The sequence below is a fragment of the Streptomyces polyasparticus genome (genome assembly GCF_014493765.1).
Lineage (GTDB): Bacteria > Actinomycetota > Actinomycetes > Streptomycetales > Streptomycetaceae > Streptomyces > Streptomyces polyasparticus.
This window is the reverse complement of sequence record NZ_JACTVJ010000012.1, coordinates 209,547-229,731: the sequence shown is the minus strand read 5'-3', so window position 1 is coordinate 229,731 and position 20,185 is coordinate 209,547. Positions and strand designations below refer to the sequence as shown.

Sequence of the window (20,185 nt, the reverse complement as noted above, 5' to 3'; positions counted from 1 at the left end):
GTCAGCTCTGCCGCTCCGCGAGGAAGTCGGCGGCATCGCCGAGGGTGGTCAGGCGGGGATAGTCGTCCTCGTCGATACGCAGCCCCGTGCGCTCGGCGAGCAGCTCCACCAGGCTCTCGAAGTCCAGCGAGTCGATCTCGAGCGCCTCGCGGTACTTGTCGTCGGGTCCGACGGCGGAAAAGTCCGCGTCGGGCACGATCTCGCGGATCGCGTCCTGCACGATCTCGTACGCCGTGGTCCGGGTCATCGCGTTCATGAGGCCAACCCCTCTGGGTTCTGGAGCAGTCGGTCGACTGCCGTGAGGAAGCGGGCGCCGACGGCGCCGTCGGTGGCGCGGTGGTCGCCCGAGAGCGTGGCGGTGACGACGGGCCGGACGCCGAGCATGCCGTCGTACGCCCAAGGGCGTTCGACCACGGCGCCGAAGCCGGCCAGAGCCACCTGCGGCGGGTGGATCACGCCGAGCACGGACTCGACGCCCTGGTCGCCCAGGTTGGAGACCGTGAGCGTGCCGCCCGACAGTTCGCTCGCCCGGAGCCTGCCCCGGCGGGCGCGCTGGACCAGGTCCTTGAGCCGGGCCATGAGGTCCTGCGGAGACAGCCGGTCCGCGTCGTGGATCACCGGTGTCAGGAGGCCGCCGCCGCGCAGCGAGACGGCGACGGCGAGGTGCACGGCATCGGCGGGCACGAATGCGTCCTCCTGCCAGAACCCGTTGAGTTCCGGCACCTCGCGGGCCGCGCGGGCGGTCGCGGCGAGCAACAGGGCGGCGGGCACGAGCCGTTCACCCGGGGCGCGGTCACGGTTGGCGCGGTGCAGCCACTGCGTCGCGGCCGTCAGATCGATGGTCGTGGACAGGTAGTAGTGCGGGACCTCCCGCTTCGAGCGGCTCATCAGCTCGGCGATGGCGCGCCGCATCGCGGCGGTGCGCCGACCGGAGGCGCCGCCCTGAGCGGGTCGGCCCGCGGTGACCGTGGGGGCCGGGGCCGCCTGAGGCGTCCTGTCGGTGCCCCTGCGCTCCGGCGCCTTCTTGTGGGCGGCCGGATACCGTACGGCCTCTTCCTCGTGCCTCCGCGCGCTCGCGCCGCGTACATCCGCGGCCCTGATCGCGCCGTCCCGGCCGGTGCCGTGGACGGTGGCGAGCTCGACGCGGAGTTCGGCCGCGAGCCGGCGTGCGTAGGGGGTGGCCCTGATGCGTATGCCGTTGCCAGGCGGGGGGAGCTGCTCGACGTCCGCCCGGGTGACGCGGCCGCCGCGCCCGGTGCCGTGCACCGTCGCGAGGTCGATGCCCCGTTCATGGGCGAGATGCCGTACGAGCGGTCCGGCCTCCAGGTGCGGTGGCCCGGCGGGCCGTGTCGCCTGTGCGGATGCGTCCACCTCAGTCCGTACGGGCAGTGGCGCGACCCCTGCGCCGGGAGGCGGTGCCTCGACGGCAGCGGGCACGGTGGACGCGGGTGGCTCGGTGGCTGCGGACACGGTCTCGGCAGCAGGCGCTGCCGCCACCTCGGCCGATTGGACCGCAGCCGATTCGGCAGGAGCAGATTCGACAGGAGCCGATTCGACCGCCTCCCCGATCACCGCCAACGGCGCCCCCACCGGCAGGACATCCCCCGGCTCAGCCAGCAGCCGCGTCACAGTGCCCGCCTCGAAGACCTCCACCTCGATATCCGACTTGGAGGTCTCGATCACGGCGATCACCGCGCCCTTGGCCACCACGTCCCCGGGCTTCACCAGCCACTCGGTGAGCGTGCCTTCGACCATGTCCGCGCCGAGCGCGGGCATCCGGAACTCACCCATGGCCGCCCACCGCCTCCCGCGCCGCCGCCGCGATGCCCGCGGCCTGCGGCAGAGCGGCCTCCTCCAGGTGCCCGGCGTACGGAATCGGCACCTCGGCGCTGCACACCCGGCCCACGGGGGCGTCCAGTTCGTAGAACGCCTGCTCCGTGATCCGCGCGGTGATCTCGGCGGCCAGACTCCCCGTGCGCCACGCCTCGTCGACGACCACGGCGCGGTGGGTGCGCGCCACGGACGCCATGATCGTGGCGTCGTCCAGCGGCCGCAGCGACCGCAGATCGATCACTTCGGCCTCGATCCCGTCCGCCGCGAGCAGGTCCGCCGCGGCGAGCGTCTTGGGCAGCGAGCCCCCATATGTGATGAGAGTGACGTCCGTACCGGACCGGCGTACGGCAGCGCTCGTGAGATCCACGGGGCCTTCGCCGCCGTCGAGTTCACCGGCGAGGTTGTAGAGCGATCCGTGCTCGAAGATGATCACCGGATCGGGGTCGGCGAGCGCGGGCGCCAGCATCGCGCGGGCGTCCCGCAGCGTCGCCGGGGCCAGCACGCGGATGCCGGGGATGTGCGCGTACCAGCCCTCCAGGCTGTGCGAGTGCTGTGCGGCGAGCTGGCGTCCGGCGCCGGTCGTCATACGGATGACCAGCGGCACGGAGAGCTGACCGTTGGACATGTGGCGCAGCGTCGCTGCGTTGTTGAGGATCTGGTCGAGGGCCAGCATGCTGAAGTTCACCGTCATGATCTCGACGATCGGCCGCAGGCCCGCGATCGCGGCGCCGATGCCCATGCCGGTGAACGCGGACTCCGACAGCGGGGTGTCACGGACCCGCTCGGTGCCGAACTCCTCGACCAGGCCCAGGCTGACGCCGAACGCACCGCCGTACTTGCCCACGTCCTCACCCATGAGGAACACCCGCTCATCGGCGGCGAGCGCATCACGCAGCGCCGCGCGCAGGGCCTCGCGATAGGTGAGCTTCGTCTGCTTGCTCACGCCGCTCGCGTTGCTGACGTTGTTCACGGCTGTGCCTCCGCGGGCTCGGTGTGGATGTGGCGCAGCAGGTCACCGACGGGCTCGACCGGGGCCGATTCGGCAGCGGCCTCCGCGCGTGCCACTTCCTGCTGTGCACGGGCGTCGAGGTCTTCGTAGGTCGCCTCGTCCAACTCGCCCGCGTTCCGCATCCGTTCGGTGAGCGCGGTGATCGGATCGTGCGCGCGCCACTGCTCGATCTCCGTCTTCGTGCGGTAGCGGTCCGGGTCGTACATGGAGTGCGCGCGGTAGCGGAAGGTGCGCAGCTCCAGGAAGTGCGGCCCGTGCCCGGCGCGGATGCCGTCCACGGCGCGGCGCGCGGCCGACTCGACGGCCAGGACGTCCATGCCGTCCACCGCCCACGCCGGCATGCCGTACGAGGCGGCGCGCATCGCCAGATCGGTCTGGGCGTGCTCGACGGCGAGCGGGGTGCCCATCGCGTACAGGTTGTTCTCGCATGCGAGCAGCAGCGGCAGGTCCCACAGGGCGGCCAGGTTGGCGGTCTCGTGGAACTCGCCCTCGGCGAACGCGCCGTCACCGAAGTAGCAGCACACCACGGCATCGCTGCCGCGCAGCTTCTCGGCGAGCGCGATGCCGGCGGCGAGCGGCAGCCCGCCCGCGACGATCGCGTTGCCGCCGTAGAAGCGGCGCCGCACGTCGAAGAGGTGCATCGAGCCGCCGCGGCCGCCGCTGCAGCCCGTGGACTTGCCGTACATCTCGGCCATCACGGATGCGGCGGGCACACCGCGGGCCAGCGCGTGGCCGTGCTCGCGGTACGTGGACACCACGGCGTCCTCGGGTGCGAGCGCGGCTTCGATGCCGGTGGCCACCGCTTCCTCGCCGATGTAGAGGTGCACGAAGCCGCGGATCTTCGCGGCGCTGTACAGCTCGACGCAGCGCTCCTCGAAGCGGCGGATGAGCAGCATCGTGGCGAGCAGATCGCTGTGGTGTTTGGCCACGGCGTCGTCCGCACGGGCCGCACGCTCAGCGGCCTTCGCAGTGTCGGGCGTGGCCTTTGCCGTATCGGGCACGGCCTTCACCGTGCCGGGCTCCGCTTTGGGAGTCCGCTTGCGTGTGCCGGTCATGATGTCTCCTCGGACGGCGTCTCCAGCGTGGACAGATCGCCCTCGGGCAGGCCCAGTTCACGGGCCCGCAGCAGACGGCGCATGACCTTGCCGCTGCGGGTGTGCGGCAGGTGCTGGTCGAAGGCGATTTCGCGCGGAGCCACTGCGGGCCCGAGCCGCTGCCGTGCGAACGCGATCAGTTCACGGCGCAGCCGGTCGTCGGGCACCGCCTCCGGACGTACGGAGACATACGCCTTGACGATGGCCCCGGCCGTCTCGTCGGGCCGTCCGATCACGCCCGCCTCGGCGACGAGCGGGTGCTCGAGCAGGGCGCTCTCCACCTCGAACGGGCTGATGAGATGCCCCGCCGACTTGATGACGTCATCGGCGCGCCCGACGAACCAGAAGTAGCCCTCGGCGTCGCGGCGCACCACGTCCCCGGTGAGATACCACCCGTCGGCGAAGCTGCCCGCGTACCGTTCCTTGGCGTGCAGATAGCCGCGGAACATCGACGGCCAGCCGGGCCGCAGCGCCAACTCGCCTTCCTGGTCCGGCTCTTCGAGCACCCGCACAGGTCCGCGTATGGCCCGTCCGTCTGCTCCGCGGGCCAGGACCGCGGCCTCGACACCGGGCAGCGGACGGCCCATGGAGCCGGGCTTGACCGGGCTCGCGGCGAAGTTGGCGATCATGATGCAGCCCGTCTCGGTCTGCCACCAGTTGTCGTGCACCGGCAGTCCGAGCACCTCCTCGCCCCACACCACGGCCTCCGGGTTGAGCGGTTCGCCGACCGAGGCGATGAAGCGCAGCGCCGACAGGTCGAAGGAGCGCGGCAGGTCGTAGGGACCCTCGCGCGGCGTCGACCGCATCAGCATGCGGATCGCGGTGGGTGCGGTGTACCAGACGGTCACGCGCTCCTGGGACAGGATCCGGTACCAGCGCCGCGCGTCGTAGTCGCCCTCGTCCACGACCAGCGTCACCCCGTGCGTGAGGGGCGCGATGATCCCGTACGACATACCGGTGACCCAGCCGGGATCGGCGGTGCACCAGTACACGTCGTCCGGATGCAGATCGAGCGCATACGCGGCGGTGACGTGATGGGCCACGACGGCCTCGTGGACGTGCACCGCGCCCTTGGGGACATCGGTGGTGCCGCTCGTGAAGTGCAGCAGCGCCATGTCCTCCGGCTCGGTGTGCACCGGTGCGAACTCCTCGGAAGCGCGGGCGAGGAGCGCGTCGAAGGATTGGGTGCCGGGCAGCGGGTCCGACGGCTCGCCGACGATGAGCACGTGCTCCAGCTCGGGCAGCCGCTCGCGCACCGGGGCCACCTTGCGCCGGTACAGCGCGGCCGTGGTGACCAGGACACGGGCGTTGCCCAGCGTCATCCGCTGGGCCACCGGATCGGGGCCGAAAGCGGAGAACAGGGGGCACAGGACGCTGCCGCTCTTCAGGGTCCCGAGCACGGCCGTGAACAGTTCGGGACAGCGCCCGAGCAGCGTGAACACCCGGTCGCCGCGGCCGACGCCGAGCGTGCGCATTGCGTGCGCGAACCGGTTGGATTCCAGGGCGAGTTCCGCGTACGTGACAGTGTCGACCGAACCGTCACGGCGCACACAGCGCAGCGCGATCCGCCCGCCCCGTCCCTCGGCGACATGCCGGTCGACGGCCTCGTACGAGATGTTGAGCCCGCCACCGGGCAGGCCGGCGAGCCGCTCGCGCGCCTTCGACCAGCTGAACTCCGCCCGCTCCCGGGCGTAGTCGGTGAGATTCGGGGCGACGCGCGGCCGCTCCGGCTTGTGGATCATGTGTCGCGTCATGCCGGTGCCCCCTCGGGCTCAGGCCGCGTTCCGGCGCTCGGCGTCGGAGGACTTGCGCTCCCTGGGGAGCGCGTGGACGCTCGCGCGCGGCCGGTGCCCCCGCCGGCGGTGGAGCTCGTAGCGCTCCAGCGCCGCGACGAGAACCAGCCCGAGCACCGCCATCGCGAGCAGCAGTGTGGTGAAGAACATCCGCCAGAACTCAGGGGTCAGCGTGGTCTGCATGACGTGCCTCCCTTCGTCCTGCTTCCAGCGAACACGCTCGACTGCCCCACGGCGGTGGGCCGTTGGTCCCTGGCCGGGGTCCGAGCGGTACAGGGGGATCGGTCGAATGGTCCGCGGTGCTGTCGCGGGCCGGAGAGCCCCTGCTCCAGGCCGGTCGGCCCCTGCGCCCGGCGGGCACACGGGCCGATGCTGGTGGCAGCCCGCATCCGCCCATCGAGCAGGGGGTGTGCCATGACCACACCGCACACCGCACCAGACGAGCTGTACGCCGCACGGCATGTCGTGCGTGCCGCTGTCACCGCGCCGTCGCTGCACAACACCCAGCCCTGGATTTTCCTGTGCCGAGGCGGCGAGATCAGCCTCTACGCGGATACCACCCGGCATCTGACGGCGACCGATCCGCAGGGGCGTGAACTGGTGGTCAGCTGTGGTGCGGCGCTGTTCAACCTGAGGCTTGCCATGCGGCAGCTCGGCTTCCAGCCGGTCGTCCAGCCCTGTCCTGATCCGCGTGTGCCGGCGTTGCTTGCCCGGGTGACATGGGGAGCCCGCGCGAGGATCAGTCCCGCCGAGGAGCTCATGTATCGCAGCCTTCGCAGGAGGCACACGCACCGCGGCCCGTTCCGGCCCACGCCTCTGCCCGCCCCGCTGTTGGAGAGCCTCGCACGGCACGCGCGGCTCGAGGGCGCCGAGTTCTCTGCGCTGACCACACGACGCGAGGAACGGCGGCTGGCCCGACTGGTGCAAGAGGCGGAGACCCTGCAGCGCGCCGATCTCGCCCACCGCGTCGAACTGGCGCGCTGGACCCGGCCGTTCGGTACCGAGGACGGTGACGGGGTGCCGGCCGGTGCGGCGCCGCTCCATCCGGATGCCACCCTGCTCGCGGGCCGGGATTTCGTAGGGTGGACGCACGGCGGGACGAGCGGAGGACCACCGGAGCGCCGGGCCGGGGACACCGGCCGCATGGCGCTGATCAACACCCCGCAGGACACCCCGAGGGACTGGCTGCTCGCGGGGCAGGCCCTGCAGCGCGTCCTTCTGTACGCGGCCGCACACCAGGTCGCGGCGGGATTTCACACCCAGCCGCTGGAGATCCCGTATCTGCGCGGCGAGGTGCGCGAGCTGGTCGCGTCCGGCCAGGTGCCGCAAATGATCCTGCGTCTGGGAAGCGCCCCTTGGACGTTGCGCACACCGCGCCGGAGAGTCGGACAAGTGCTGTGGTGCCCGCAGACCCCGGCATGAAGTGGAGGGGCGCGATGGCTTCCTGCGGTCTGCCGCCGTCGCTGACCGCCCGGACCGCAGTTCACTCGGGAACGACCACCACCGGCCCCTCGGCCTGCTCGATCAACGCACGTGCCACCGCCCCGAGGCGGACGCCGCGCCGGCCGACGACCAGCAGATCCGAGCAGCCGGAGAGCCGTGACAGAGCCTCGTCGGCCGGGGCCGTCACCATGTCCTCCAGAACCTTCACCGTCGGGTACTTGTGCCGCCACGGTTCCAGAGTCCGTGCGAGGGCCTGCACTTCCTCGTACTCCCAGGCGGTGGCCGGCTCGGCCCGGCGACAGGCGTAGATCGTGCGCAGCCCGCAATGGTGGCGCCGCGCCGTGTCGAAAGCGAAGCCGAGCGCCGCGTCCACGGGGCGATGGGCGTCGACGCCGAGCGCAACGGGGTAGAGGGTCCCCCGGCCACGACGGCCTGCGGTCCCGCCGGGAACCAGCGCCACGGGCACGGTTGCCCGCGCGGCCACCGCCTCGGCCACTGATCCGATCCGCTGCCCGGCGAATCCTCCCGCACCCCGCACTCCGAGCACCAGGAGCTCGGCGGGGGAGGGGAAGGACACGGATGACAAGGCCGGTGAAGCGGCTGCGGCGAAGCCCAGCAGGGCATGGACCGGGGGCCCTGTGAGCTCGATCGCCTTCATCGGCAGGTCCGGCCGGACGACATGCAGTTGCGCCACCAGCGCGGCCGCGTCCACGGCAGGGCTCTCGTGCGTCGAGATCACATGCACCACATACAGGGCGCAGCCGCGCCATGCCGACTGGTGGACCGCCAGACGCGCGGCGGCCTCGCTGCGCGCGGATCCGTCGTAGCCCACAACGACTGCTTTCTCCATGCGGGTTCACCTCCACGGGACGAGAGGGAGCGGCCGGGAGCGCCCCTGGTGGCACGAGAGCCCGTCACAGGAGAGCGGCCCGCGCCAGCCAGGGCAGATCCCGTGGCTTGGCATCCTCCGGTGGGTCGGGCACGGTCACGACCGGGCACACCGCATGGCGCACGCACTCGCGGGCCACTGCTCCGAGGGCCGGCAGCATGACGTCCTCGCGCGCTCGCCTGCCGAGCGCGAGCAGCAGCGCGTGCCGGGCCCTGCGCAGCAGTACGGTGGCCGCCGGACCCTGGTCGAGCAGGGCCAACACCTGGGCGTCCGGGTCGACTTCGGCCAGCCGCGCGACGGTCGCGTCGAGGGTGCGCAGCGCTCGCATGTGCTCCTGTTCCGCTGTCGGCAGCCCGGAGGAGGGTGCATAAGGTGCGCGGTGCGGACCTGCGGGCAGCCACGCGTGCACCGCGACCAGCGGCGCGCCGAGTAAGCGTGCCTTGGCCGCCGACCAGCGCAGGGCGGCCAGAGAGGCTTCCGAGCCGTCGACCCCGACGATCAGTCCGCCGTACAGGGGATCCCCAGGCATGCGTACCACCTCCGAAGCGCCGGCCGGCTTTCTGCTCCCTCTCCATCCTGCGGCGCGGGCCGTCCGCAAGGGCGGGACTGCGCGGGCCATTTGACGGGACGAACGGCCCCTTTCGGTTCCGCGCACCAGGCCGAGCCTGATTCCATGGACGTGCGGCCCGCGCGCACTTGAGCCCGGGCCACAGCTCCGGATCCACGCCCTGCGCCACCACGGACGCTCGGACAGGAGTCCGGCGGGCCGGCGACAGACGGGAGCACATCATGACCCTGGTGACGGTCCCCACGCCGAGGGGCTCGATGCCCACCTACCTGGCCGCACCGACCGGACCGGGCCCCTGGCCGGGCGTTGTGGTGCTCCATGACTTCGGAGGCATGAGCCAGGACACCCGTGACCAGGCCGACTGGCTGGCGGGCGAAGGGTTTGTGGCCGCCGCTCCCGACCAGTACTGGTGGGGCGGCATGCTGCGGTGCCTGCGGACCGTCGTCCGTGACCTCGATGCCGGTCAGGGGCGCACCTTCGACGACATCGAAGCCGCTCGGTCCTGGCTGGCCGACCAGGACGCGTGCTCCGGAAGAATCGGCGTGATCGGCTTCTGCATGGGGGGCGGGTACGCACTGGCGCTGGCCCCCGGCCGCGGCTTCGCCGCTTCGAGCAGCAATTACGGCGGCTGCCCGAAGGACGCCGAGCGGTTGTTGGCCGACGCCTGCCCGATCGTGGCGAGCTACGGCGGCAAGGATCGCTCGCCGATGGGATACCGGGCTGCGGGCCGGCTGGAGCGGGCGTTGACCGCCAACGGCGTGGAGCACGACATCAAGGTCTACTCCGGTGCGGGCCACGGGTTTCTCAACAACCATCCGCCCTCCGACATGACTCCGCTGACGATGATGCTCAGCAAGATCTCCGGAACCCGCTTCCACGAGCCTTCGGCGCGGGACGCCAAGCGGCGGATCGCCGCCTTCTTCCACGCTCATCTGGGGTCGTGATCAGCCACTGGACGGCTTCAGTCGTGCGGCACCACGGCCACCGGGCAGGCGGAGTGATGGAGCACCGCGTGGTTGACCGGGCCGAGCTGCATGCCGACGTGGCCGTTGCGCCGCCGCGCTCCGACCACGAGGAGGTCCGCGGTCTGTGCGGCATTCAGCAGGACCGAGCGGGGCTTGCCCTCGATTGCGTCACGTCGGACCACGAGGGCGCGGTGGGTTTCCAGGTGCTGCCGCAGCGACTTTCCGAGGAGGGCTTCGGCGCGCCGCCGGTGCGGCTCGAAGATCTCCGCGCCCTGGGGGAAATCGGGCAGCTCGTGGGCCGGGCAGCGCCACGCGTGCACCGCGCGCACTGCGGCGCCGCGCCGAGCCGCAGCAGCGAAGGCGAAGTCCACGACCGGAGCGGAGCCGTCGGCCTCGTCGATACCGAGGACCACCCTCTTGTGGCCGCCCGTGCGGCTCTTCTCGGCGCCCCGCACCACGATCACCGGGACCTCGGCATGTGCGGCGACCGACAGGCTCACCGAGCCGAGCAGCAGCTCGGCCGCCTCGCCCCGCCCCCGGCTGCCGACGACGACGGCACACGCCTCGCGGCTCTCCTGTGTCAACGCGAGCGCCGGGTCCTGCGGCAGCACCTGACCGGTGACCTTGACGGCTCCCGCAAGGCGCTGGGCGCGCTCGACTGCCTGGGCGGCGATGTGCTCGGCGTACTGGCGCACATGGGTGCGGTCGATGCCGAACGACGGCCCGTGGCCCTCGTACCACCCCCAGGTGGAGCCGTGCACGATGCGTAGCTCCGTGCCGCGGCGCACGGCCTCCTCCACGGCCCAGTCCAGGGCATGCAGGCTGGGTTCCGAGCCGTCGACTCCCACGACCAGTGGTCGCTCCACGGTTCTCATCTCCTTGCCATGACGAATCCGTCGGTGTCGTCCGGCTTCGACGGTCGCACCGACCACCGGTCCCGCGGCAGGGGCCGGACGGCCCTGCCTGCTGCCCGGTGGACCCCTGGGGCGGTGCGGTTTCCGGCCGGACGCTGAAGTCATCGGAGAGCGCTGACTCACGTGCACGGGCGGCGCGGTCGCGGCCGGTGTGTTCGCGGCGGCCTTGCTCGCACGCCTTGGCCTGCGATGGGCCGGCATGCGTCGGCGTCTGCACAGCTGGCAGGTGGCCTGGGAGCGCATCGGGCCCGAGTGGGGCAGCCGAATGACCTGACCGGCCACCCCTTCCGCCCGAACGGCCCCTGCTCCATGAGCCGTTCGCGCTGGACGCTGGTTGTGCAGGACGGATGAGAACGGTCCGACGAGGAGGCGGCTGTGACCCTGACCACCGCAACCCCCCGGATGGTGCAGAGCCTATCCGCCGAGCACCGCAACCGGCTGATGCACATCGCCCGCGAGGTCAACATCCCCGCCGGCACCCGCCTGTTCAACGAGGGCGGCCGGGCCGACCGGTTCTGGATCATCCGCTCCGGCACGATCGCCCTCGACATGTACGTACCCGGCCGCCGCGCCCCGGTCATCGAACGCCTCGGCTTCGGTGAACTGGTCGGCTGGTCCTGGCTGTTCCCGCCGCATGTGTGGCAGCTGGGCGCCGAGGCCACCACCCTGGTGCGCGCGTACGAATTCGATGCGACCGCCGTGCGCGCGATGTGCGAGGAAGACAAGGGCCTGGGCAAGGAGATCGGGCTGTGGGTCGGCAAGGTCCTCGCCCACCGGCTGACCGCCACCCGCACCCGGCTGCTCGACCTGTACGCCCCCTATGGCAGCGGGAGTCCGCGATGAACCCGGCCACCGGCCGGGCCGTCGCGCGGCACCGCGGCCCACAGCACCCCTCGTACGCCTGAGGTGGGGAGACTCCGATGCCCGACTCACCGCACACCGTCAGCGACGTGATGACGCATACCGCCATCGCCGTCGGCCGCGACGCCTCCTTCAAGGACATCGTCGAACTGCTCGGAGAGTGGAAGGTCAGCGCACTCCCGGTCCTGGAGGGCGAGGGCCGCGTCATCGGCGTGGTCTCCGAGGCCGATCTGCTGCCCAAGGAGGAGTTCCGCACCGCGGGCCTGTGCCTCCACGAGTCGCGGCGCCGCCTCGCCGATCTGGAGAAGGCAGGCGCGATGACGGCCGGCGAGCTCATGTCCAGCCCTGCTGTCACCGTCCACGCGGACGCCACGCTCGCCGAGGCGGCCCGCATCATGGTCCGGCGCCGCGTCAAGCGGCTGCCTGTCGTGGACGGCGTCGGTCTGCTGCAGGGCGTGGTCAGCCGCAGCGATCTGCTCAAGGTGTTCCTGCGACCGGACGAGGAGATCGCGGACGAGGTCCGGCGTACCGTCATCGCCAGGATCCCGGCGGTGGCAGAGGTGCGTGCCGATGTGGACGAAGGCGTGGTGAAGTTGTACGGACTGCCGCGGGACACCTCGCTCATACCGGTCCTTGCGCGTGCCGTACGAGCCGTGGAAGGCGTCATCGACGTCCGTATCGACTTCGGGCACGACGATCACCGCCGGGCCGATCAGTTGCCGAGGCTCTGAACGGCAGGGCGAGCGAGGTCCGAACTCGTCGACTCCTTCGACGGTTCCGGACGTGTCCTGCCCGACAGTCAGTCGGCGATGGCCTCGCACAGTGCGGCGCGGTGGGCCGACACCCACGCATACGCAGCCCGCAGCTCCTCCGGAACGCCTCGGTCGCGCAGGCGGATCATGGCCGCATCGCCCTGTGCGGCGGCCGCTTCGATGCCGCGGCGGCAGCGGTCCTGCCACCACAGGACCGTGTCCACGATGGGTCGCGGGCCCGCCAGGCCGTACGCGTCGCAGATCAGCGCGATCCGCCGGGCGGCCTCCGGTACGTCCGTGATGGCCGGGCCGAGATCCAGGTACTGCCAGCAGAGGTGGGCGACGTCGTGGATGCGTTCGCCGGGGGCGGCCAGGTCCCAGTCGATGAACGCGATGGGGTGCCAGTGCGCGCCGTCGACCGCGTAGACCGTGTTCTTCGGCGCCAGGTCGTTGTGGCAGACCACGCCGTGGGAGCCGGCGAGTGGTGAGCCGGCCGTCAGATCGTGGAACTCGCGGACGAGTTCGGCCACCCGGACCAGGCTCGCGTCCGTGCGAACCGCCCGCCGGCGGTCCGCGCTCCAGGCCGCCTGGCCTTCGACATGGCTGAGGATCTCGCGGCCCTGCTCGTCCCAGCCGAGGAAGCGGGGCGCGCCGGACCAGCCCCGGTGTTCGAGCAGGGCCAGGAGCTCATGCACGAACGCGGACCGTTCAGGCCGTGGCCGGCGTACGGTCGCGCCGACGCGGACGACCTCGTTGACGGCACCACCGGGCAGCGCTGACTCCTCGTTCACCCCGCCACCCTGCCAGGTCACCCACGGCAGCGCTGGTTCAGTCCTCTTCGAGCACCCGCTGCGCCACCGCGAAGGCGGCATTGGCCGCCGGCACTCCGACGTACACGGCGCACTGCAGCAGCACCGCCCCGATCTCCTGCGCCGTGAGCCCGTTGCGTCGCGCGGCCCGTACGTGCATGGCCAGCTCGTCGAGGTGGCCGCCCGCGACCAGTGCCGTCAGGGTGACCAGGCTGTGCTCACGGCGGGAGAGGGTGTTGTCGGTCCAGATCTCGCCCCACGCGTAGCGGGTGATGAAGTCCTGGAAGCGCGCCGTGAACGCGCTCTGGCGCCCCTGCGCGCGGTCGACGTGCGCATCGCCGAGCACCTCGCGACGGACCGCCATCCCGCTCCGCGCGGGCCCGACGAAGTGGCCGCGCAGGGCGGCGAGGACGGGGAGCGGGGTTTCGGCGACCGCGAGGTGCGAGGCCCCCGGGATCTCGACGAGCGTCGAGTCGCCGATGGAGTCGGCGAGTTCGCGTAGATGAGCGGGCGGGGTGGCCGGGTCCTCGCGGCCCGCCACCAGAAGCGTCGGAGCGGTGATCGGCTCCAGCCCGCCGCGGAGGTCGTACGAGGCCAGCGCGTCGCAGCAGGCGGCGTATGCCTCGGGGTCCGCCGCCCGGTGGTCGTCGAGCAGTCCGGCCGAGGTGAAGCCGGGCGTGAACCAGCGCTCGGGGGCGGTCTTCGCCACCGATTCGAGGCCTTCGCGGCGCACGAGTGCGGCCCGGTCGAGCCACCGCTGCGGGTCGCCGAAATGCGCCGATGAGCACAGGACCGCCAGGCGGTCGATGCGGTCGGGGTGCCGGGCGGCGAGATGCAGGCCGATGGCGCCGCCGAGGGAGACACCCGCGTACGAGAAACGCTCGATGCCGAGGGAGTCCGCGAGGGCGAGGACCAGGGACGCGAGGTCGCCGACGCTCGCCCCGGCCTCGATGAGCGAGGCGGGGGAGCTGCCGTGGCCGGGCAGGTCGAAGCGGATCACGCGGTGCGTGGCGGAGAGTTCCGGTGCGACGGCGTCCCACAGCGCGGCAGAGGTGCCGAGGGACGGGCCGAGGATCAGCGGGGGAGCGGTGGACGGTCCTTCCGCGGTGTGGTGCAAGGTGGTCAACGTCGCTCCAGCGCTCGGTCGGTGAGGACGCCGGCCGCACCCGTGTAGCCGGCCGGGTCGGTCAGGTCGTCGAGGTCGAGGTCTTTGAACTCGGGTGGTTCGGAGAGGAGTTGGGCGAGCGTGCCCTCGCCGCGGCGGACGCGCGCCGCGAGCGAGGTGAGCAGCTCCTTGGCGCGGGCCCTGCCCACGCGTGCGCCGAGTGCGGCGGTCAGGCGTTCGGAGACGATCAGGCCGCCGGTGAGGTCCAGGTTGCGGCGCATGGCCTCGGTGTCCACGCGCAGGTCGGCGATGAGGTCCCCGGCGTTCTCGGCGGCGCCGCCGACGATCCGCAGCAGGTCCCGCAGGGGTGCCCACTCCGCATGCCAGGCGCCCGGGGGTCGTTCGTCCTCGGCGACCAGCGACCCGTACAGGGCCGAGGCGAGGCCGGATCCCTGACGGGCGCCGGCCGCGATCAGCGTGGCCCGGACCGGATTGGCCTTGTGCGGCATCGCCGACGAGCCGCCGCCGGCACCTTCGGACACCTCGGCGATCTCCGTACGCGACAAGGTCAGTACGTCGGCGGCGAGTTTGCCGAGCGCGCCCGCGGTGAACGCCAGCGCACCGGCGAGGTCCGCGACCGGCGTACGCAGCGTGTGCCACGGCAGCGCGGGCGCCGCGAGCCCGGTCTCGCGCGCGAACTCCGCCACCAGCTCCGGTGAACCGAGAGCGGCCAATGTCCCTGCCGCACCGCCGAGTTGAGCGGGCAGTGCATCACGGACGGCCCGCACGCGATCGCGGGCGTCCAGGACGAGCGACCGCCATCCCGCCGCCTTCAGGCCGAACGTCGTCGGCACCGCATGCTGCGTCAGCGTCCGCCCCGCCATCACCGTGTCCCGATGTGCGGCGGCCAGCGCCGCCAATGACCGCTCGGTGCGCGCGAGATCATCCAGTACGAGGTCGAGGGCGCGCGCCGCGACCAGCATCGTCGCCGTGTCCACGATGTCCTGGCTGGTCGCCCCGCGATGCACGAACTCGCGGTGCGGCTCGGGCAGTTCGGCCTTCAGGTCCGACACCAGCGCGAGCACCGGATTCCCGGCCGCGCGCGCACGCAGGGCCAGGGACCGGACGTCGTACCGCTCGGCCCGGGCCCCCGCGGACACGGACTCGGCCGCCTCCACGGGTGCCTCACCGAGCGCCGCCTGCGCCCGCGTCAGTGCTGCCTCGGCATCCAACAGGCCCTGTACGTAAGCGAGATCGCTCACCGCAGCCTCGACCCGCGACCCGGCCCAGCCGGGTGCGAGCAGCCCGCCGCCTTCCTCGTACGCCGTCATCCGAAGTCCACGCTCATAGGAAACCCACACTCATAGGAAACCCACACTCATGCGAAATCCCAGCTCATCCGAAGTCCCAGCTCATCCGAAGTCCAGAAAGACCGTCTCGCCCGCACCCTGTAGCCGGATGTCGAAGCGATACGTGCCCGGCCGCTCCTCGACCGCGAGCAGCGTGCCGCGCCGGTCGTCGGGCAGCGAGGCGAGCAGGGCGTCGTCGGCCGGCGGCTGCAGATAGGCGCGGGTGTACAGGTGATGCAGCAGCCCGCGGGCGAAGACCAGCACCGAGATGTACGGGACACCCCCTGGCGGCAGCGTCCGCACCGCATAGTGCCCGTCCGCATCGCTGGAGACCCGCCCGAAGCCGGTGAAGGCGACGCCGTCCCGGCCGATCACCTTGCCCGTCACCGGGTCGTGCCGCAGCGAACCGGGCGCGCCGGAGCGGGATCCGTCCGGTGCGGGCTGCCAGGTCTCCAACAGCGCGTCCGGGACCGGCTGTCCGGCGCCGTCGTACACGTATCCATGCACGGTGATCAGATCCGGATGCCCTGCGGGCGCGACCTCGGCGCCGCCCGCGAACGGCAGCGCATACCCGTAGAACGGGCCGACGGTCTGCGACGGCGTGGGGATCAGGGACATCAGTGGTCCTCCTCGAAGAGCGTGGCGGACGGGCCGTCGAGCACGATGTCCCAGCGGTAGCCGAGCGACCACTCGGGTACGGAGAGGTCGTGGTCGTAGGCGGCGACGAGGCGTTCACGGGCGGCGAGGTCGGTCACCGACTGCAGCACCGGGTCGTAGGCGAACAGTGGATCGCCGGGGAAGTACATCTGCGTCACGAGCCGCTGGGTGAATGCCGTGCCGAACACCGAGAAGTGCAGGTGCGCGGGGCGCCACGCGTTGACGTGATTGCGCCAGGGATATGCGCCGGGCTTGATCGTCGTGAAGGTGTACGTGCCGTCGTCGTCGGTCAGGCAGCGCCCGAAACCGGTGAAGTTGGGGTCCAGCGGCGCGGGGTGCTGGTCCAGCTGGTGGGCGTACCGGCCGGACGCGTTGGCCTGCCACAGTTCCACCAACTGGCCGCGTACCGGGCGCCCTTGGCGGTCGGTGACCCGGCCCGTGACGGTGATGCGTTCGCCGAGCGGCTCGCCCAGGTGCTGCCGGGTCAGATCGCGGTCGAGCGCGGTCACATCGGTCACCCCGAAGGCGGGGCCCGACAGTTCCACGGCCTCGGGGTCGCGCAGCGGTATCAGCGGCTGTCGCGGGTGGCGGAATGTACTGCTGCGGTACGGCGGGAAGTCCCGCGGCGGGTGCACCGCACCGTCCGCGCCGGCCTGCACCTTGGCCACCTCGGCGGATATCTGTTCCTGGGAGAGCCCGTCGGGCAGGGCCACGGGAAGGTCGGTCATCGTGAAGCTCCGATTACGGGATCGAATGAGGGAAGCGGGGGCCACGACTGTCTTGCGACGAAGGAGTCGCCGTGGCCGGGCCCCCGCGGACTCAGCGTTCGAGGATCAGGGCCAGGCCCTGGCCCACGCCGATGCACAGCGTGGCCACACCCACTCCGCTGCCGCGCCGGGCCAGTTGATGCGCCACCGTGCCGGCCAGACGCGCACCGGACGCGCCCAGCGGATGGCCGAGCGCGATCGCTCCGCCCTGCGGGTTGAGGATCGCCGGGTCGAACTCCGGCCACTCGGCCACGCAGCCGAGCACCTGGGCGGCGAAGGCCTCGTTCAGTTCGAGGGTGTCGAGATCGCCGAAGGACTTCCCGGCCTTGGCCAGCGCCCGCTCCACCGCGGGCACGGGCGCGAGGCCGAAGTACTGGGGATCGACCGCGGCCACACCGGTCGCCGAGATACGGGCCAGCGGCTCGCGCCCGGTGGCCCGCAGCCCCGCCTCGTCGGTGAGCAGCAGCGCCGCGGCGCCGTCGTTGAGCGGGGAGGTGTTGCCCGCCGTGACGGTGCCGCCGTCCTTGCGGAACGACGGCTTCAGCTTGGCCATCGCCTCGATCGAGGCGTTCTCCCGTACGCATTCGTCGCGCGCGTACGCGACCGGCTCGCCCTTGCGCTGCGGCACCGGCACGGGCGCGACCTCGGCGTCGAAGAGCCCGTTCTTCCAGGCGGCCGCGGCCTTCTCGTGCGAGGCCAGCGCGAACGCGTCCTGCTGCTCGCGCGTGATGTGGTGCTTGTCCGCGATCAGCTCCGCCGATTCGCCGAGCGGGATCGTCCACTCGGGAGCCATCTTCGGGTTCACCATGCGCCAGCCGAGCGTGGTCGAGTACATCTCGGTGTGCCCGGCGGGGAAGGCCTTGTCGCTCTTCGGCAGGACATAAGGGGCGCGGGTCATCGACTCGACCCCGCCCGCGAGCGCGATCGACGCATCGCCGAGCGCGATGGCGCGCGCCGCCTGGATCACGGCCTCGAGGCCCGAGGCGCACAGCCGGTTGACCGTCACGCCCGGCACGGAGGTCGGCAGCCCGGCGAGGAGCCCCGCCATACGGGCCACATTCCGGTTCTCCTCACCGGCGCCGTTGGCGTTGCCGAAGTACACGTCCTCGATCCGCGCCGGGTCCAACTCGGGGGAGCGGCCGAGGAGTTCCCGTACCGCGTGCGCGGCCAGATCGTCGGGCCGTACGCTCGCGAGCGCCCCGTTGTAGCGGCCGATCGGCGTACGGACGGCGTCCACGATGTACACATCGCGCGTGCTCATGCCCTGCTCCCCACTGTGTCTGCGATTCGGACCGGGGCTCCGGTCGCGGCGATCACCTCGGCCACGGAAACCCCCGGCGCAGTCTCCACCAGGAGCAGCCCGTCCGGCACCACGTCGAGTACCCCGAGATCGGTGATGATCCGGTCGACGCAGCCGCGCCCGGTCAGCGGCAGCGAGCACTCCGCGACGATCTTCGGCGAGCCGTCCTTCGCGGTGTGCGTCATGACCACGATCACGCGCCGCGCGCCGTGCACCAGATCCATCGCCCCGCCGATCCCGGTGATCAACTTCCCGGGCACCGCCCAGTTGGCGAGATCCCCCTGCGCGGAGACCTGCATGGCGCCGAGCACCGCGGCGTCGATGTGCCCGCCGCGGATCATCCCGAAGGAGAGCGCGGAGTCGAAGAACGAGGCGCCCGGAAGCACCGTGACGGTCTCCTTGCCGGCGTTGATCAGATCCGGGTCGACGTCCTCGTCCAGCGGATACGGGCCGGTCCCCAGGATCCCGTTCTCGGATTCCAGGACCACCTCGACGCCCGGCGGCAGATGGTTCGGGATCAGCGTCGGCAGCCCGATCCCGAGGTTCACATAGCTGCCGTCCTCCAGCTCCAGGGCGGCGCGCGCCGCGATCTGCTCTCGCGACCAGCTCATCGCGCCTCCTCGGCCTGCACGGGTACGGATACGGTGCGCTGCTCGATGCCCTTGTCGGCGGCCTGCTCCGGGGTGAGGGCGACCACCCGCTGCACGAAGATCCCCGGCAGATGCACATGGTCCGGGTCGATCTCGCCGGGTTCGACGAGCTCCTCGACCTCGGCGATGGTGATACGGCCCGCCATCGCGGCCAGGGGGTTGAAGTTGCGGCTCGACTTGTTGAAGACGAGATTCCCGTGCCGGTCGCCGCGCGCCGCGCGGACCAGCGCGAAGTCGGTACGGATGCCGCGCTCCAGGACGTACTCGGTGCCGTCGAACTCCCGCACCTCCTTCGGCGGCGAGGCGAGCGCGACTCCGCCCTGACCGTCGTACCGCCACGGCAGCCCGCCGTCGGCGACCTGGGTGCCGACACCGGCCGGGGTGTAGAACGCGGGGATCCCGGCGCCGCCCGCCCGCAGCCGCTCGGCGAGCGTGCCCTGCGGGATCAGTTCGACCTCCAGCTCGCCGGCGAGGTACTGCCGGGCGAACTCCTTGTTCGCCCCGATGTACGACCCGGTGACCCGGGCGATCCGGCCCGCCGAGAGCAGCACGGCGAGCCCGGAGTCCAAGGCGCCGCAGTTGTTGGAGACGACGCCGAGCTCGCGTACGCCTCGCTCGTACAGCGCCTGGATGAGCACGTTGGGCACGCCGCTGAGCCCGAAGCCGCCGACGGCGAAGGTGGCTCCGTCGCGCGCGTCGGCCACCGCCTCCTCGGCGGTGGCGACCACCTTGTCCATGACGAGCACCCTTCCGCGGACCGCCGGCCTGCCGTGCGGCTCACCGGGTCCGGCCGAATTACTCAGTACACTGATTAATATCTTCCGGTCGGTCATGCTGGCATCGGAGCAGTGGTCCGTCAAGAAGTTCTTTGTCTACTGAGGATTTTGATGCGGCGACCTGGCGCGCGGCTTCCGACGCCATGAGTATTGTTCAGTGCACAGATGAACCTGGTAGCGGGAGATGACGATGGCGGCCGTGGACCTCACCACCCACCCGGGCCACTTGGCCCGCCGGCTCCAGCAGGCGCACTACCTGCTGTGGACCACGATGGTCTCCGAGGAGATCACCTCTCCCCAGTACGGGGTGCTCAACGCACTGACGGCCGAGCCGGGCCTCGATCAGCGGACGGTGGGGGAGCGGGTGGGCCTCGACCGCTCCACGGTCGCGGAGGTGGTCAGCCGCCTGTGCAGGCGCGGCCTGATCGAGAAGGTCCGCGATGCGTCGGACGCCCGCCGCTGGCTCCTGCGCCTCACCCCCGAGGGCGCCGCCGTGCACCGCAAACTCACGGTCCGCACGGCCCGCATGAACCACGTGTTCCTGGCGCCCCTTTCCGGCGAGGAGCAGGCCGTGTTCCTCGACATGCTGCGACGGGTCGCGGATGCGGCGGAGGAGTTGAAGGGGGCGGATCGGGTGGGGGTGTGACCCCC

The 20,185-nt window shown here is 71.7% G+C and carries 22 protein-coding genes; 5 read left to right on the top strand and 17 right to left on the bottom strand.

Features of this window, described 5'->3' with window-relative positions; all coding sequences use genetic code 11:
• Position 1 precedes the first annotated feature (1 nt).
• Genes H9Y04_RS25610 through H9Y04_RS25585 form a run of 6 tightly spaced genes read right to left on the bottom strand, consistent with a single transcriptional unit; the run spans position 2 to position 5,912 of the window.
• Complete coding sequence (locus H9Y04_RS25610) at positions 2–256, bottom strand: acyl carrier protein (protein ID WP_236071372.1); 255 nt, start codon at positions 254–256, stop codon at positions 2–4.
• On the bottom strand, positions 253–1,791 hold the full coding sequence (locus H9Y04_RS25605; RefSeq protein ID WP_187816360.1) for a dihydrolipoamide acetyltransferase family protein: 1,539 nt from the start codon (positions 1,789–1,791) through the stop codon (positions 253–255). Before H9Y04_RS25605 ends, H9Y04_RS25610 begins: the two co-directional genes overlap by 4 nt.
• A complete protein-coding gene (locus H9Y04_RS25600) occupies positions 1,784–2,803 on the bottom strand; it encodes an alpha-ketoacid dehydrogenase subunit beta (RefSeq protein ID WP_308801098.1) in 1,020 nt (339 codons plus the stop codon). Before H9Y04_RS25600 ends, H9Y04_RS25605 begins: the two co-directional genes overlap by 8 nt.
• Complete coding sequence (gene pdhA, locus H9Y04_RS25595) at positions 2,800–3,897, bottom strand: pyruvate dehydrogenase (acetyl-transferring) E1 component subunit alpha (protein WP_187816359.1); 1,098 nt, start codon at positions 3,895–3,897, stop codon at positions 2,800–2,802. Before pdhA ends, H9Y04_RS25600 begins: the two co-directional genes overlap by 4 nt.
• Positions 3,894–5,690, bottom strand: coding sequence for an acetate--CoA ligase (gene acsA, locus H9Y04_RS25590; RefSeq protein ID WP_187816358.1), 1,797 nt, complete (start codon positions 5,688–5,690; stop codon positions 3,894–3,896). The genes pdhA and acsA overlap by 4 nt, the downstream gene beginning before the upstream one ends.
• A gap of 18 nt (positions 5,691–5,708) precedes the next feature.
• Positions 5,709–5,912, bottom strand: a complete 204-nt coding sequence (locus H9Y04_RS25585) for a hypothetical protein (RefSeq protein WP_187816357.1) — start codon at positions 5,910–5,912, stop codon at positions 5,709–5,711.
• Positions 5,913–6,143: 231 nt separating this feature from the next.
• On the opposite strand from H9Y04_RS25585, the gene H9Y04_RS25580 reads away from it, so the two are divergent.
• A complete protein-coding gene (locus H9Y04_RS25580; RefSeq protein ID WP_187816356.1) occupies positions 6,144–7,151 on the top strand; it encodes an Acg family FMN-binding oxidoreductase in 1,008 nt (335 codons plus the stop codon).
• Positions 7,152–7,212: 61 nt separating this feature from the next.
• On the opposite strand, the gene H9Y04_RS25575 is transcribed toward H9Y04_RS25580, so the two are convergent.
• Both H9Y04_RS25575 and H9Y04_RS25570 read right to left on the bottom strand, forming a co-directional pair.
• Positions 7,213–8,022 carry a universal stress protein gene (locus H9Y04_RS25575; RefSeq protein WP_187816355.1) on the bottom strand — a complete coding sequence of 270 codons (810 nt, stop codon included), beginning with the start codon at positions 8,020–8,022 and terminating at the stop codon, positions 7,213–7,215.
• 64 nt (positions 8,023–8,086) lie between these two features.
• Positions 8,087–8,590: a universal stress protein gene (locus tag H9Y04_RS25570; protein ID WP_187816354.1), complete on the bottom strand. Its 504-nt coding sequence runs from the start codon at positions 8,588–8,590 to the stop codon at positions 8,087–8,089.
• A gap of 260 nt (positions 8,591–8,850) precedes the next feature.
• Between H9Y04_RS25570 and H9Y04_RS25565 the strand changes: the two genes are divergently transcribed.
• Complete coding sequence (locus H9Y04_RS25565; RefSeq protein ID WP_187816353.1) at positions 8,851–9,573, top strand: dienelactone hydrolase family protein; 723 nt, start codon at positions 8,851–8,853, stop codon at positions 9,571–9,573.
• Positions 9,574–9,590: 17 nt separating this feature from the next.
• On the opposite strand, the gene H9Y04_RS25560 is transcribed toward H9Y04_RS25565, so the two are convergent.
• On the bottom strand, positions 9,591–10,469 hold the full coding sequence (locus H9Y04_RS25560) for a universal stress protein (RefSeq protein WP_187816352.1): 879 nt from the start codon (positions 10,467–10,469) through the stop codon (positions 9,591–9,593).
• A gap of 441 nt (positions 10,470–10,910) precedes the next feature.
• Between H9Y04_RS25560 and H9Y04_RS25555 the strand changes: the two genes are divergently transcribed.
• Together H9Y04_RS25555 and H9Y04_RS25550 are read left to right on the top strand one after the other, a co-directional pair.
• A complete protein-coding gene (locus H9Y04_RS25555) occupies positions 10,911–11,351 on the top strand; it encodes a cyclic nucleotide-binding domain-containing protein (protein ID WP_187816497.1) in 441 nt (146 codons plus the stop codon).
• A gap of 77 nt (positions 11,352–11,428) precedes the next feature.
• Complete coding sequence (locus H9Y04_RS25550; RefSeq protein WP_187816351.1) at positions 11,429–12,100, top strand: CBS domain-containing protein; 672 nt, start codon at positions 11,429–11,431, stop codon at positions 12,098–12,100.
• Positions 12,101–12,168: 68 nt separating this feature from the next.
• On the opposite strand, the gene H9Y04_RS25545 is transcribed toward H9Y04_RS25550, so the two are convergent.
• The 8 genes from H9Y04_RS25545 to H9Y04_RS25510 form a co-directional block, all read right to left on the bottom strand.
• Entirely contained in the window at positions 12,169–12,912 is a 744-nt protein-coding gene (locus tag H9Y04_RS25545; RefSeq protein WP_308801097.1) for a phosphotransferase, read from the bottom strand.
• Positions 12,913–12,949: 37 nt separating this feature from the next.
• Positions 12,950–14,056, bottom strand: coding sequence for a bifunctional 3-oxoadipate enol-lactonase/4-carboxymuconolactone decarboxylase PcaDC (pcaDC, locus tag H9Y04_RS25540; RefSeq protein ID WP_187816349.1), 1,107 nt, complete (start codon positions 14,054–14,056; stop codon positions 12,950–12,952).
• Positions 14,053–15,366, bottom strand: a complete 1,314-nt coding sequence (pcaB, locus tag H9Y04_RS25535) for a 3-carboxy-cis,cis-muconate cycloisomerase (protein ID WP_187816348.1) — start codon at positions 15,364–15,366, stop codon at positions 14,053–14,055. Before pcaB ends, pcaDC begins: the two co-directional genes overlap by 4 nt.
• Before the next feature lie 81 nt (positions 15,367–15,447).
• The gene (gene pcaG / locus H9Y04_RS25530) at positions 15,448–16,002 is read right to left on the bottom strand and encodes a protocatechuate 3,4-dioxygenase subunit alpha (RefSeq protein WP_187816347.1); all 555 of its coding nucleotides are present in this window, start codon (positions 16,000–16,002) and stop codon (positions 15,448–15,450) included.
• Entirely contained in the window at positions 16,002–16,769 is a 768-nt protein-coding gene (gene pcaH, locus H9Y04_RS25525) for a protocatechuate 3,4-dioxygenase subunit beta (RefSeq protein WP_187816346.1), read from the bottom strand. Before pcaH ends, pcaG begins: the two co-directional genes overlap by 1 nt.
• A gap of 91 nt (positions 16,770–16,860) precedes the next feature.
• A complete protein-coding gene (locus H9Y04_RS25520; protein ID WP_187816345.1) occupies positions 16,861–18,069 on the bottom strand; it encodes a thiolase family protein in 1,209 nt (402 codons plus the stop codon).
• Complete coding sequence (locus tag H9Y04_RS25515; RefSeq protein ID WP_187816344.1) at positions 18,066–18,719, bottom strand: CoA transferase subunit B; 654 nt, start codon at positions 18,717–18,719, stop codon at positions 18,066–18,068. Before H9Y04_RS25515 ends, H9Y04_RS25520 begins: the two co-directional genes overlap by 4 nt.
• Positions 18,716–19,495, bottom strand: coding sequence for a CoA transferase subunit A (locus H9Y04_RS25510; protein WP_187816343.1), 780 nt, complete (start codon positions 19,493–19,495; stop codon positions 18,716–18,718). The genes H9Y04_RS25515 and H9Y04_RS25510 overlap by 4 nt, the downstream gene beginning before the upstream one ends.
• A 229-nt stretch (positions 19,496–19,724) precedes the next feature.
• Here H9Y04_RS25510 and H9Y04_RS25505 point away from each other — a divergent pair, with 229 nt between their 5' ends.
• Positions 19,725–20,180 carry a MarR family winged helix-turn-helix transcriptional regulator gene (locus tag H9Y04_RS25505; protein ID WP_187816342.1) on the top strand — a complete coding sequence of 152 codons (456 nt, stop codon included), beginning with the start codon at positions 19,725–19,727 and terminating at the stop codon, positions 20,178–20,180.
• Positions 20,181–20,185: the final 5 nt, after the last annotated feature.